Here is a 12,263-nt window from a genome sequence, read left to right on the forward strand (position 1 = left end):
TTGTTCGACAGTGCGGGATGCAGCGGTGCGGGAACGGGCGAGGAAATGGGTCACAGAGGGCGGCATGCGGCGGCTCATGCGCGCTTGCCCGGCAGCACGCGACGCAGCAGGCCGTCGCGCAAGACCAGGTGATGCCAGAGCGCGGCGCCGATATGCAGCAGCACCAGCGCCAGCAGCGCCCAGGCGGCATTCAAGTGCCACATGCCCAGGGTGTCGCCGAGGTCACCATCGGGTGCGACCAACGCGGGCAGCGGGATGCCGAAGAAATAGACCGTCTTGCCGAAGGCACCGCTCAGCGCCCAGCCCAGCAACGGCAACGCGAGCATCAGCCCGTACATCGCCACATGCGTGGTACCAGCGGCCAGGCGCATCGGCAGCGAGGCGGGCGGGCCGGGTGGCAGCGTGCGCAGGCGCAGCCGCAAACCGACCCGCAATGCGAACAACACCAGTACCAACAGGCCGAAGTGGCGGTGACCTTCCAGCAGCCACTGGCGCAGTGCGCGGCCATCCAGTTCGGTGCGCAGCAGGATCAGCGTGGCCGCCATGGCCAGGCACAGCACGGTAAGCCAGTGCAGGACACGCATCGAGGTTGGCAGCGGCAGCACGCGCGCCGCTGTGGGCGCCTGTTCCGGCAGCGGCATGGGGCCTGCGCCGCTGGCGGACGCGCTGGCGGGCGGCTGGGGGGATGGACTCATCTGATCTGTCTTCCGGTGGTGGTCGTTGGTTCCGGCAGTGCGCTGCCAGGCCTGGCTCCCCACGCCGGCCGAACGGCGGCCAGGTGAACGTGCACCGATATGTGCGGCGATGTCGGAGAAAGGTTGCGTTGCAGTCGGCATTTCGCTCGCATGCGCCGCACATCGCGGTGCTGCGGCGTGCGCAACTGCGCTTGTGCGCACCTGGCTTCGCAGTGCCGTGACCACGCGCAACCTTTCGCGCATCCCGGCGCACTCAGGCATGTCGCACTACGTGCAGTCAGCGGTTACGCCCTTCCGATCATGGCCATCGAACGCATCCAGTTGCATACCCACGGCGACGATCGCGGACTGCTCATTTCGTTGGAGCAGCAGCGCAATGTCCCGTTCGAGATACGTCGCGTGTATTACCTGTTCGGCACCCGCAACGGCGTCCATCGCGGACAGCATGCACACCGTCAGCTCAACCAGCTTGCGGTGGCCTTGCATGGCTCGGTGACGATCCTGCTGGACCAGGGCGATGGCCACGGCCAGCAGGAAGTGGTGCTGGACGATCCATCGCAGGGCCTGCTGCTCGGCCGCATGGTGTGGCGCGACCTGCATCGCTTCAGCCCCGACTGCGTGCTGATGGTGCTGGCCGACCAGTTCTACGATCCCGCCGACTACATTCTGGACTACGACCAGTTCCTCAGCGAGGCGCGCGCTGGCAGCGGCCTGGAAGCACGCAGGTTGGAAGCATGAGCGTGCACAAGCCATTGGTGATCATTGGCGCAGGCGAGTTTGCGCAGATCGCCTGCGAGTATTTTCAGCACGACAGCGACTACACCGTGGTGGCCTTCAGCGTGGAGCGCGACTTCCTGTTGCGGCCCACGCTGGCCGAGCTGCCGGTGGTGGCCTTTGAGGAGCTCGAACAGCGTTATCCGCCCGCGCAGTACGAGGTCTTCGTGGCCATCCCGGCCACGCGGCTCAACCGCCTGCGGACGCGCTTTTTTCAGGACATGCTGCGGCGCGGCTATCGCTGCGCCAGCTACGTCAGTTCGCATGCGTTCGTCTGGCGCAATGCGCAGATCGGCGCCAACTGTTTCCTCTTCGAGGGCAATGTCATCCAGCCGTTCACCCGGATCGGCGACAACTGCATCCTGTGGAGCGGCAACCATATCGGTCACCGCACCGTGGTGCAGGACAATGTCTTCATCGCCTCGCACGCGGTGATTTCCGGCTATTGCGAGATCGGGCGCGGCAGCTTCATCGGTGTCAACGCCACGCTCAGCGACAAGGTGCGCATTGCCGCGGACAACATCATCGGTGCCGGCGCGCTGGTCACCCGGCATACCGAACCCGAGCGCGTCTACGTGGGCTCGCCGGCGCGCGCGGTGGCCGGCAGGTCCAGCTTCGACGTGGCGCTGTGAGCATGTTTGCCTGGACCAAGCGCGGCCTGGTCTTCGACGTTGCGCGCGATGGCGTGGGCGGCTGGATGCAGCACGCCGCGCTGACGCCGACGCCGCACCGGTTGTCTGCGCAGGTGCTGCGTGTCTATGCAGGCTTTCGCGATGCGCAGGGCGTGAGCCGGATCGGCTATGTGGACGTGTGCGCCGATGCGCCGACGCAGATCGTCGGCGTGAGCCGGCAGCCGGTGCTGGATATCGGCCGCGATGGCTGTTTCGACGACAACGGCATGATTCTCGGCGATGTCGTGGCCGGGCCGGATGGGCTGTACATGTTCTACGTCGGCTTTCAGCGTGTGGCCAAGGCCAAGTTCCTGGCCTTCACCGGGCTTGCGGTGTCCCGCGATGGCGGCGAGCGTTTTGAGCGCCGCCAGGACACCCCGTTGCTGGATCGCGCCCCCGGCCGCAGCACGATTGCCGCGGTGCATTCGGCACGTTTCGAGGATGGGCGGTGGCGGCTGTGGTACGCGGTGGGCGACGATTGGGAAACCATCAGCGGCCAGCCGTATCCGCGCTACCACATCCGCTATGCGGAGACCGAGGATCTGCGCCATCTCCCTGCCGAGGATGTGGTGTGCCTGCGTCCGCAGGGCGACGAATACCGCATCGGCCGGCCACGCGTGTACCGCCTGGGCGGGCGCTATCTGATGTATTTCACCCGCGGCGACATCCACGGTGGCTACTTCCCGGGTATCGCCTTCAGTGGCGACGGCGTGCAGTGGCAGCGCGATGACAGTCAACTGGGGCTGCAGCTGTCCGAGCACGGCTGGGATGCGCACACGCTCTGTTATCCGGCCTTGATCCAGCAGCATGATCGGGTATTGATGTTCTACAACGGCAATGCAATGGGGCAGGCCGGCTTCGGCCTGGCCGATGCCGCGTTGCCGTCGGAGCTGCAGGGGCGCCATGTTTTCGGTTAGGCCGTACCAGGCCAGTGATGCGCCTGCCTGGGACGCGCTGGTGGCGTCCTCGCGTAATGGCAATGTCCTGCATCGACGCGGCTACATGGACTATCACGCCGACCGCTTCGTGGATGCGTCATTGCTGATCGAGCGCGGTGGCGAAGTGGTGGCGGTGTTGCCGGCGAACCTGGACGGCGACTGCGTCAGTAGCCACGCCGGCCTGAGCTATGCGGGCCTGCTGTCGTCGCGGGCCTTGCGCGCGGGCGCCACCTTGCAGGTCTTCGAACAGATCGCCGCGCACTATCGCGCGCACGGGGTGCGCGAACTCGTGTACAAGCCGGTGCCGCATATCTTCCACGCATATCCGGCCGAAGAGGATCTGTATGCCCTGCATCGCGTGGGCGCCCAGCTGTACCGGCGCGACCTGTCGTCGGCAATTGCATTGCGCGAGCCGTTTGCGTTCAGCGCCGAACGCCGACGGTCGCTGGTCAAGGCGGGCAAGGCCGGTGTACAGATCCGGGTCGGTACCGGGCTCGACGAATTTCATGCCCTGCTGACCCAGGTACTGCAGCGCCATCGGGTGGCGCCGACCCATCGGCTGGACGAGCTGCAATTGCTGCAACACCGGTTTCCGCAGCAGATCGTGCTGCACGAGGCGCGTGCCGACAGGGAGCTGTTGGCGGCAGCGCTGGTGCTGGATTTCGGTCGCAGCGTGCATACCCAGTATCTGGCGGTCTCCGCGCGCGGTCGCCAGCTGGATGCGCTGAGCCTGCTGCTGGCCGAACTGATCACCCAGGTGTATGCGCAGCGCCACTACTTCAGCTTCGGTAGTTCGACCGAACAGGCTGGCCGGGTGCTCAACGACGGTCTGGTCGAACAAAAGGAGCGCTTCGGCGCGCGTGCCGTGGTACAGGACTTCTATCGGTGGGTGCTGTAATGGATGTGCCGTTCCTGGATTTGCGCGCGGTCAATGCGCGCTATGCCGATGCGCTGAAGCTTGCTGCGGCGCGGGTGATCGATGCCGGCTGGTATGTGCTCGGGCAGGAGCTGGCCGCCTTCGAGGAAGAATTCGCCAGTTACTGCGGCGCGGCGCAGGCGGTGGGTGTGGGCAACGGGCTGGATGCGTTGTCGCTGATCCTGCGCGGCTATCGCGAGCTGGGCGTGTTGCGCGAGGGCGATGAAATCATCGTGCCCGCCAATACCTTCATCGCCACCTTCCTGGCAATCAGCCAGAACCACCTGGTACTGGTGCCGGTGGAGCCGGACCCTACGACCTTCAACATCGATCCGGCCAGCGTGGAGAAGGCGATCGGCCCGCGGACGCGCGCCATCATGGCGGTGCATCTGTACGGGCAGTTGGTGGATGTGGAGGCGCTACAGACGCTGGCGCATCGCTACGGGCTGCTGCTGATCGAGGATGCCGCGCAGGCGCATGGCGCCAGCGCGCAGGGGCGCCGTGCCGGTGCCTTCGGCGATGCGGCGGCCTTCAGTTTCTTCCCGACCAAGAACCTCGGAGCGCTCGGCGATGCTGGCGCGGTGGTGACCTCGGATGCGCGCCTGGCCGAGCGTATTCGCGCGCTGCGCAATTACGGTTCGCAGGTGAAATATCACCACCTCTGTCAGGGCGTGAATTCACGGCTGGACGAGATGCAGGCGGCGTTCCTGCGGGTCAAGCTGGGCTATCTGGACGATGAGATCGCCCGGCGCCGCGCGGTGGCGCAGCGCTACCTGCACGGGATCGACAACCCCTTGATCACGCTGCCCACGGTGGTGGCCGAGGCGCAGCACGTCTGGCATCTGTTCGTGGTGCGCAGCGCCCAGCGCGATGCCTTGCAGGCGCATCTGCTGCGCGCGGGCATCCAGACCCAGATCCATTACCCGGTGCCGCCGCACCGGCAGCCGGCCTACACCACACTGGGCGATGCCTGCCTGCCGGTGAGCGAGCGGCTGCACCGCGAAGTGCTGAGCCTGCCGATGGGGCCTGCGCTGGACGATGCCTCGGTTACGCGTGTGATTGCCGCATGCCAGTCGTTCGGCACCGCTGCATGAATCTCGTGCGCAGCAGCGCCTACACCGGCGTTGCGACGCTGGCCAAGCTGCTGGCCGCGCTGGTGGTGGTGAAGCTGGTGGCGGTGTACGCCGGCCCGCAAGGGGTCGGCCGCCTGGGCCAGTTCCTCAATCTGATGTCGGTGCTGGCGGTGCTGGCAGGTGGCGGCATCAGCGCGGGCATCGTCAAGTACGTGGCCGAATATCGCGACGATGCCGCTGCGCTGGCACGTCTGCTCAGCGCGGCGCTGTGGTACGCCTTCTGCGCAGCTTGCGTGATGGCGGTGCTGGCGTTGCTGTTCAGTGGCGCCATCGCCGAACGCCTGCTCGGCGATGCGGCGTACCGGCCGCTGATCTGCGTGGTGGCCGTGGCGCAGCTGGGCATCGCACTGGTCAACTACATCCTGGCGGTGATCAACGGCTTCATGGACGTGCGCCGCCTGGCGTTGGTGCAGGTCAGCGGCGCAGTGCTGAGCGTGGCACTGGTGGCATGGTTGTCCAGCCGGGCACAGTTGCAGGGCGCATTGCTGGCGCTGGTGCTGGGCCAGGTGCTGTGGTTGCTGGCCGGCGTGCCGGCGCTGCGGCGCAGCCGTTATTTTCGGCGCGACATGTTGCGCATGCGCTTCGATGCGCAGATGACGCGCAGGCTGGCGGCCTTCTCGGTGATGACGCTGACCGCCACGCTGGTGCCGCAACTGGTGGCCATCCTGGTGCGCGACCATCTGGCGCTGCAGTTCGGCTGGCAGCAGGTAGGTTACTGGCAGGCGGTGAGCCGGGTGTCGGATGCGTATCTGCTGTTCTTCACCACCGCCATCAACGTGTATTACCTGCCCAAGCTGGCATCGCTGCAGCAGCGCGCAGCGCTCGGGCGCGAGCTGCGGACCGCGTATCGCCATGTGATGCCGGCGGTGATCGTCATGGCGCTGGGCGTGTATGTGTGTCGCGATTGGGTGACCTGGCTGTTGTTCGACGCCCGGTTTGCCCAGGCCACGCCGCTGTATGCCCCGCAGTTGCTGGGCGATGTGATCAAGATCGCGGCCTTCGTGCTGTCGTACGTGATGCTGGCCAAGGCGATGACACGGCTGTTCGTGATCTCCGAATGCGTGTTTGCCGCCAGCTACCTGGCGCTGGTGTACCTGTTCACCGCCCAATGGGGGCTGATCGGTGCGATGTATGCCTTCGTCGCCAACTATGTGCTGTATTTGCTGTTCAACATCGTGGTGGTGCGCCGCTATCTGGTGCAGCCGGCATGAGCGCTTCCACCCATCCCACGCGGCGTGCGCGCTGGCCGTTGGTGTCGGTGCTGATTCCGGCCTTCAACCACGAACGCTTCGTGCAACGCTGCCTGGACAGCGTGCTGGAAGACCCGTACCCGTGCAAGGAACTGGTCATCGTCGACGATGGCTCCAGCGACGCGACCGGCGAGAAGATCGTGCAGTGGATCGCTTCCCACGGCCACCGGCTGCCGGTGCAGTTCGTCCAGCGCGCCAATCGCGGTGTGGCGGCCACGCTCAACGAGTTGGCGCTGCGCGCGCGGGGCGATTACCTGCGGCTGGGCGCAAGCGACGATTATCTGCTGGCCGGCGGGCTGGACGCACAGGTGCGCTACCTGCGAGCGCATCCGCAGAAGCTGGCCGTGATTGGCGATGCCTGCGTGGTCGATCAGCATGGGCAACTGCTGCACGCCAGCGCCATGCGCGACCTGCATCGTGTGGATGTCGATCTGTACCGCTACGCGTCCGGCATCCGCCGCGCGGTGATCCAGCAGTGGGCGGTCGGCGGCGCAGTGGCGTTGCTGCGCCGCAGTGCCTTCGATGCGCGCGCCGGCTGGGACGAATCGCTGCGGATCGAAGACTGGGACTTTTTCCTGCGCCTGGCCGCACGTGATGCGCTGGGTTTTATCGACGTGCCAGTGTGTGCCTACCGCCTGCACGGCAGCAATCTCAGCAAGACCGCGGACGTGCGCACGCGGATTGCCAACTTGAGCGAATCGCGTCAGGTGGCAGTGCGCTGTGCGGAGTTGTTCGACGCGCCCGAGTGCAGCTTGCTGCGCGCACAGGCGCACTACATCGCGGCCAAGGTGGCCTTCCTGCAGCGCCGGCCGCACAGGGTGGTCGGGCACCTGCTCGCCTATGCCTGGTCGTCGCTGCCAGCCAGGTGGCGGCCCGGGCAGGCGCGCGGCGCAGCGAAGCCGGCATGAGCACGCTACTACGCCGGCCGGCGACCTATCTGGCACTGCCGATGCTGCTCAGCTGCGCGCTGACGCTGCTGACCTACAGCTTGCCCGGCGGTTATGCGGATGGCATCGCGCTGCTGGCCATCGCCGCCGCTGCGACCTGCGTGCTGGACGCCAGGCTGCGCATACAGTTGCCTGCGGTGGAGCGCTTTCGCGCCTACCGCTATGCCGGCACCCGCGACGCGTTCGTGGTGATGACGCTGGCGGCGGTGGTGGGGGTGTTCTGCATCGTGGATGTGGCGCTGTTTCCGGTTCCGCTGTTCAGCGATCCGTCCTCCTATGCCACCTTGAGCCCGTTGCGCGCGCATGTGCGGCACATTTCCAACATGTGCTGGATCCTGCCGCCGATCGCGCTGCTGTGCGTGCGTCATCGCGGGCTGCGCGCGGCGATGGTGACGCTGGGTTTCGTGTTCCCGATCGTGGTGATCGACCGCAACCGCATCTTTGCCGGGCTGTTTTCGTTCGTGCTGGTGATGCTGTTGCGCCGCGACCCGGCGCGCCGCCTGCCGTGGAAGACCATCGGCCTGCTGGTGCTGGCCGGCGGCGGGGTGTTTTCCATCCTCGGCGCACTGCGTTCCGGCTCGCTGGCCACGGTCGCCCTGCCGTTCAGTGCCGTGTATCGCGCCATGCCGCAGGGCGTGCAGTGGTTGCTGCTGTACATCAGCGCCGGGCCGTACAACTTCGGCGCGATCCTGGCCAAGGGGTATGTCAACGCCAGCTTCCTGGTCAATCAGCTGGTGCCGTTCAGTGGCTCGATCGCCACCGCCGGCACCGGCATCCCGCTGGATGCGCCCAACATCAATGTGGGGACCGAGTTCTTTCCATTCCTGATGGCCTGGGGCGCGCCCGGTGCGTTGCTGGCGCTGCTGGCGTTGTATGCAGGGCTGGTGTGGAGCGTGCGCCTGCTCAACAGCTCGCTATCGATCTTCCATGTGCTGATCTTCCTGCGCATCGCCTATGCCTGCCTGATGTCGCCGTTTGCGCCGCAGGCCTTCACCTGGACCAATTTCGGCTTCATCGCGCTGTGCCTGGTGCTGCATGCCGGCACGGTGCTGCTGCCGACCCGCAATGCCGCACCCACCGCTGCTGCGTAATGCGCGGCAGCTTCGTTTTCACATGTTCCAGAGCCGGTGCACCATGACTCAACACGACGACATCTATCTGATCGACCTGTGGCGCATCCTGCGTCGCGAATGGCGCTGGGCGCTGGCCGCGCTGGTGGTGGTGCTTGCACTGACCTTTGCCTTTACCCGCCTTGCCAGGCCGCAGTGGGAAGCCACCGCCTGGATCCAGGTCGGCGAAATCGGCCCCACGCCGGCCGGGCGCGACCCCAAGGTCGAACCGTTCCAGCGCGTGATCGATCGCATGAAGACGCGGTTGTTCCAGGACGCGGTGTTGCGCCAGGCCGGCGTGCCGCTGAAAAGCCGCGCGGCGCAGTTGTATCGCGGCAGCCTCAAGCCGGATCCGGACCCGTATGCCAACCTGATCGGGGTGACCATCCGGGCCGAATCGTCGGCGCAGGCGCGCAGCCTGGCGCTGGCGACGGTGAGTGCCTTGCAGGGTCTGCACGGTGACACCAACGCAGTGGCGCTCGCACTGGCGCGCACGCGCCTGCAGGGCCTGACCGACGATCTGCGCGTGGCCACCCGCAACCGCGATCAACTGCAGCAGCAGGTGCAGGCCGGGCAGGGCGCCGCTGCGGCGACCCCGGCCCAGGTCCTGGCGGGCGTGCTGCTGACCGACAGCAACGCCACCGTGCGCGCATTGAAGAGCGAGCGCGACGATCTGGTTGCCCGCCTGACCACGCGCTACACCTATCAGACCTCGCTGGCATGGCCGTTGTACGTACCCGAGCAGCAGGCGTTTCCGAATGCCGTCACCGCCTGGGCCGCCGGCCTGCTCGGCGGGGCGGGGCTGGCGGTGCTGGCCGCGGTATTGCGCAATGCCTGGCGGCGGCGTACCGGCGCCGCGCCGCAGACTGACGGCTGAGCCGCTCCGCGGCGTGCGGCACGGTGGACATCGCTGCCCGACGCTGCAACCAAACCGTCGGCGCGCGGCACTCACCGGTCAATCAAGCGATGCCGCGTCGGCGGTGTCGCGCCTGGAGAATGTGGTGAGAACAGCTGGATCGGGGTGGGAGGCTGCGCATGTCGGTGGCCAATGAGCATGCGGCGCGCGGTGGCACGGTGGCCCCGGAGCGCCTGCTGGAGACGCAACGCGCGTTCGACAGCGTGGCGCCGGACTACGACGGCCCACGCGGCAACAACGCGCTGATCCAGCGTATGCGCACCACGCTGTGGGACACGGTCGCGGCCGAGTTGCCGGTGGGCTCGCGGCTGGTGGACCTGGGGTGCGGCACCGGCCTGGATGCCGGCGAATTCGCACGTCGCGGTTACCGCGTGCTGGCCACCGACTGGTCGCCGGCAATGGTCGAGCGCACCCGCCAGCGCGCGGCCACGCAAGGCCTGGAAGAGCGCCTGAGCGCCGCCCATGTCGGCATCCAGCAGCTGGACCAGCTGGAGGGCAGCTTCGACGGCATGTATTCCAACTTCGGCCCGCTCAATTGCGCGCCGGATCTCCCGGCGGTGGCGGCCGAATGCGCGCGCCTGCTGCGCGCCGATGGCTGCCTGGTGTTCTCGGTGATCGGGCGCATCTGCCCCTGGGAAATCGGCCACTACAGCGTGCGCGGGCGGTTCAGGCGCGCCGCGGTGCGGGCCGCGCGCGGGGTCACCGCCGTGGGCATGAACGGCCACACCATCTGGACCTGGTACCACCTGCCGCGCGAGTTCTACCGCGCCTTCGCCAAGCACTTCGTGCTGGACCGCTATCGCGCCTTGAGCCTGTTCCTGCCGCCGCCGTACCTGGTGGATTTCTGCGAACGGCATCCGCGCCTGTCCGAGCGTCTGGGCCGGTGCGACGACCGCCTGGGCGGGCTGCCGCTGCTGCGCGACATGGGCGACCACTTCCTGATCGTGCTGCGCAAGCGCTGAGTGGAGATGCCGATGTCCATGGCCGATGTCTGCCTGCAGGGCGCGCGCGCGATCACCCTGGCGGGCCCGTCGCGCGCGCCGTTGACCATCCGCGCAGGGCGCTTCGGCGGCACGCTCGGCACCGGCAGCCTGCGCCTGGACCTGCAGGGGCATGTGCTGGCGCCCGGCCTGATCAATGCGCACGAGCATCTGCAGGTCAACTGCGTGCCGCCGCTGCCGCAGGGCGCGGTGTTTCCCAACAGCTATGCGTGGATCGAGGCGTTCCAGGCGCATTTCCGGCATCCCGACGTGGCCGCTGCCCTGCGTGTGCCCAAGCCGGTGCGTCTGCGTCATGGTGGGTTGAAGAACCTGCTGGCCGGCGTCACCTGCGTGGCCCAGCACGACCCGTGGCACGCCACGCTGGACGAGCCCGGCTTTCCGGTTGGCCTGCTGCGCGAGTTCGGCTGGAGCTATGCGCTGGGGTGGACCGGCTATGGCCCACCGGTGCAGGGCAGTTTTGCCGCAACCTCGCCCGCGCATCCCTGGATGATCCATCTGGCCGAAGGCACCGATGCGGTGGCGGCCGCCGAACTGGAAGAACTGGACCGGCTTGGTTGCCTGGCACCCAACAGCGTGCTGATCCACGGCGTGGGCATGGGCGAACGCGACATCGAGCGGGTGATCGCACGTGGCGCGGCGGTGGTGTGGTGCCCATCGAGCAACCGTGCGCTGCTGGGCCGCACGCTCGACCCCTGGCGCCTGTGCATGGCGGGCCGGCTCGCGTTGGGCAACGATTCGCGCGTCAGCGGCGCGCGCGATCTGCTGGAAGAACTGCGCATCGCTGCCAGCAGCGGGTTGGCCGCGGATCTGCTGCTCGGCCTGGTCACCCATCAGTCGGCGCGCATCCTGCGCATGGCCACGCGTGGACGCCTGGCGCCGGGGGCGGCGGCGGACCTGGTGATCGTGCGCGACCGCGGTGGCGAGCCCGCGCTCAGCGTGGTGGGCTGCGCACGCGGCGACCTGCGTGCGGTGATACGCGATGGCGCCCCGCGCATCGCCGACCCGGATTTTGCCGACTGGTTCGACGCGGCCGGCATCCGCACCGTCCCGGTGCTGCTGGACGGACGCCCCAAGCTGCTCGACGCCACGCTGGCCGATCCGGCGGTACTGGCACTGGAACCCGGCCTGCAGCGCGTGCCCCAGCCTGCACACCAACCTGCGCGCCAGCCCGGCGTCGCCATAGCCGCCAGCGGTGCGGTGTCGTGAACGCAGTACCGATCCTCGAGCCGGCAGCGGCGTATGCGCTGTGGGCGCAGGCGTATCCGCCGCACGCGCACAACCCGGTGATGCTGGCCGAAGAGCGCGCCATGCTCGCGTTGATGCCGAACGTGTTGCAGGGCCAGCACGTGCTCGACGCCGGTTGCGGCAGCGGGCGCTACATGCTGCATGCCTTGCGGCGTGGCGCGCTGCAGGTGACCGGCGTGGATCTGTCGCCGCAGATGCTGCAGCGTGCGCGCGCCGAGCTGGCGCAGGACTGGCCATCGGCACGCATGCGCCTGCAGCAGGGCAGCCTGGAGCAGCTGCCGCTGGGCGACGCAGTGGCCGATCTCAGCGTCTGCGGTCTGGTGGTCGGCCATCTGCAGCAGCTATGGACAGCGCTGGAAGAACTGCACCGCGTCACCCGCATCGGCGGCCTGGTGCTGTGCAGCGACGTGCACCCCATCGGCCATGCGCTGGGCTGGCAACGCGACTTCAAGGCCGACGGCCGGCAGTACGCGGTGCGGCATACGCAACATCTCTACAGCCATTGGCATGCGGCCTGCGTGGCACTGGGCATGGAGATCGAAGCGGTGGCCGAGCCGATGCTGGACCCGGCCGACATCGCGCCCGGTGCGCGCTTCGATCAGGCCGCGCTGCGGGTGCCGGTCGCGCTGGTGCTGCGGCTGCGGCGCATCGCGTGACCAACGTACTGG

Annotated in this window: 13 protein-coding genes; 12 read left to right on the forward strand and 1 reads right to left on the reverse strand. The window is 67.7% G+C overall.

All coding sequences use genetic code 11. From position 1 onward, the window contains the following. Window positions 1-74: 74 nt before the first annotated feature. Entirely contained in the window at window positions 75-641 is a 567-nt protein-coding gene (locus H7A86_RS08870) for a cytochrome b (RefSeq protein WP_180708140.1), read from the reverse strand. A 354-nt stretch (window positions 642-995) separates the two neighbouring features. Here H7A86_RS08870 and H7A86_RS08875 point away from each other — a divergent pair, with 354 nt between their 5' ends. The 12 genes from H7A86_RS08875 (at window position 996) to H7A86_RS08930 (ending at window position 12,251) form a co-directional block, all read left to right on the forward strand. Beyond that, complete coding sequence (locus H7A86_RS08875; protein ID WP_104582862.1) at window positions 996-1,433, forward strand: sugar 3,4-ketoisomerase; 438 nt, start codon at window positions 996-998, stop codon at window positions 1,431-1,433. Further along, window positions 1,430-2,101, forward strand: a complete 672-nt coding sequence (locus H7A86_RS08880) for an acetyltransferase (RefSeq protein WP_119132178.1) — start codon at window positions 1,430-1,432, stop codon at window positions 2,099-2,101. Before H7A86_RS08875 ends, H7A86_RS08880 begins: the two co-directional genes overlap by 4 nt. A gap of 2 nt (window positions 2,102-2,103) precedes the next feature. Beyond that, window positions 2,104-3,057, forward strand: a complete 954-nt coding sequence (locus H7A86_RS08885; protein ID WP_119132177.1) for a glycoside hydrolase family protein — start codon at window positions 2,104-2,106, stop codon at window positions 3,055-3,057. Beyond that, window positions 3,044-3,976, forward strand: coding sequence for a GNAT family N-acetyltransferase (locus H7A86_RS08890; protein ID WP_119132176.1), 933 nt, complete (start codon window positions 3,044-3,046; stop codon window positions 3,974-3,976). Before H7A86_RS08885 ends, H7A86_RS08890 begins: the two co-directional genes overlap by 14 nt. Continuing rightward, window positions 3,976-5,088, forward strand: coding sequence for a DegT/DnrJ/EryC1/StrS family aminotransferase (locus tag H7A86_RS08895; RefSeq protein ID WP_119132175.1), 1,113 nt, complete (start codon window positions 3,976-3,978; stop codon window positions 5,086-5,088). Before H7A86_RS08890 ends, H7A86_RS08895 begins: the two co-directional genes overlap by 1 nt. Then, window positions 5,085-6,338 carry an O-antigen translocase gene (locus tag H7A86_RS08900; protein WP_119132174.1) on the forward strand — a complete coding sequence of 418 codons (1,254 nt, stop codon included), beginning with the start codon at window positions 5,085-5,087 and terminating at the stop codon, window positions 6,336-6,338. The genes H7A86_RS08895 and H7A86_RS08900 overlap by 4 nt, the downstream gene beginning before the upstream one ends. Further along, on the forward strand, window positions 6,335-7,285 hold the full coding sequence (locus H7A86_RS08905) for a glycosyltransferase (protein WP_119132173.1): 951 nt from the start codon (window positions 6,335-6,337) through the stop codon (window positions 7,283-7,285). Before H7A86_RS08900 ends, H7A86_RS08905 begins: the two co-directional genes overlap by 4 nt. Further along, complete coding sequence (locus tag H7A86_RS08910; RefSeq protein ID WP_119132421.1) at window positions 7,282-8,415, forward strand: hypothetical protein; 1,134 nt, start codon at window positions 7,282-7,284, stop codon at window positions 8,413-8,415. Before H7A86_RS08905 ends, H7A86_RS08910 begins: the two co-directional genes overlap by 4 nt. A 43-nt stretch (window positions 8,416-8,458) precedes the next feature. Next, on the forward strand, window positions 8,459-9,310 hold the full coding sequence (locus tag H7A86_RS08915; protein ID WP_104648577.1) for a Wzz/FepE/Etk N-terminal domain-containing protein: 852 nt from the start codon (window positions 8,459-8,461) through the stop codon (window positions 9,308-9,310). A 158-nt stretch (window positions 9,311-9,468) separates the two neighbouring features. Then, window positions 9,469-10,311: a class I SAM-dependent methyltransferase gene (locus H7A86_RS08920; RefSeq protein ID WP_104582869.1), complete on the forward strand. Its 843-nt coding sequence runs from the start codon at window positions 9,469-9,471 to the stop codon at window positions 10,309-10,311. A 12-nt stretch (window positions 10,312-10,323) separates the two neighbouring features. Continuing rightward, window positions 10,324-11,556, forward strand: a complete 1,233-nt coding sequence (locus tag H7A86_RS08925; RefSeq protein ID WP_180708090.1) for an amidohydrolase family protein — start codon at window positions 10,324-10,326, stop codon at window positions 11,554-11,556. Beyond that, a complete protein-coding gene (locus H7A86_RS08930; RefSeq protein ID WP_104582870.1) occupies window positions 11,553-12,251 on the forward strand; it encodes a class I SAM-dependent methyltransferase in 699 nt (232 codons plus the stop codon). Before H7A86_RS08925 ends, H7A86_RS08930 begins: the two co-directional genes overlap by 4 nt. Window positions 12,252-12,263 lie beyond the last annotated feature (12 nt).

It is taken from the genome of Xanthomonas euroxanthea, assembly GCF_903989455.1.
Lineage (GTDB): Bacteria > Pseudomonadota > Gammaproteobacteria > Xanthomonadales > Xanthomonadaceae > Xanthomonas > Xanthomonas euroxanthea.

What these genes read in the sequence shown, in the direction of transcription:
- H7A86_RS08870 (WP_180708140.1), bottom strand. Translation starts at nt 641, where the DNA reads ATGCCGCTGCCGGAACAGGCGCCCACAGCGGCGCGCGTGCTGCCGCTG.
- H7A86_RS08875 (WP_104582862.1), top strand. Translation starts at nt 996, where the DNA reads ATGGCCATCGAACGCATCCAGTTGCATACCCACGGCGACGATCGCGGA.
- H7A86_RS08880 (WP_119132178.1), top strand. Translation starts at nt 1,430, where the DNA reads ATGAGCGTGCACAAGCCATTGGTGATCATTGGCGCAGGCGAGTTTGCG.
- H7A86_RS08885 (WP_119132177.1), top strand. Translation starts at nt 2,104, where the DNA reads ATGTTTGCCTGGACCAAGCGCGGCCTGGTCTTCGACGTTGCGCGCGAT.
- H7A86_RS08890 (WP_119132176.1), top strand. Translation starts at nt 3,044, where the DNA reads ATGTTTTCGGTTAGGCCGTACCAGGCCAGTGATGCGCCTGCCTGGGAC.
- H7A86_RS08895 (WP_119132175.1), top strand. Translation starts at nt 3,976, where the DNA reads ATGGATGTGCCGTTCCTGGATTTGCGCGCGGTCAATGCGCGCTATGCC.
- H7A86_RS08900 (WP_119132174.1), top strand. Translation starts at nt 5,085, where the DNA reads ATGAATCTCGTGCGCAGCAGCGCCTACACCGGCGTTGCGACGCTGGCC.
- H7A86_RS08905 (WP_119132173.1), top strand. Translation starts at nt 6,335, where the DNA reads ATGAGCGCTTCCACCCATCCCACGCGGCGTGCGCGCTGGCCGTTGGTG.
- H7A86_RS08910 (WP_119132421.1), top strand. Translation starts at nt 7,282, where the DNA reads ATGAGCACGCTACTACGCCGGCCGGCGACCTATCTGGCACTGCCGATG.
- H7A86_RS08915 (WP_104648577.1), top strand. Translation starts at nt 8,459, where the DNA reads ATGACTCAACACGACGACATCTATCTGATCGACCTGTGGCGCATCCTG.
- H7A86_RS08920 (WP_104582869.1), top strand. Translation starts at nt 9,469, where the DNA reads ATGTCGGTGGCCAATGAGCATGCGGCGCGCGGTGGCACGGTGGCCCCG.
- H7A86_RS08925 (WP_180708090.1), top strand. Translation starts at nt 10,324, where the DNA reads ATGTCCATGGCCGATGTCTGCCTGCAGGGCGCGCGCGCGATCACCCTG.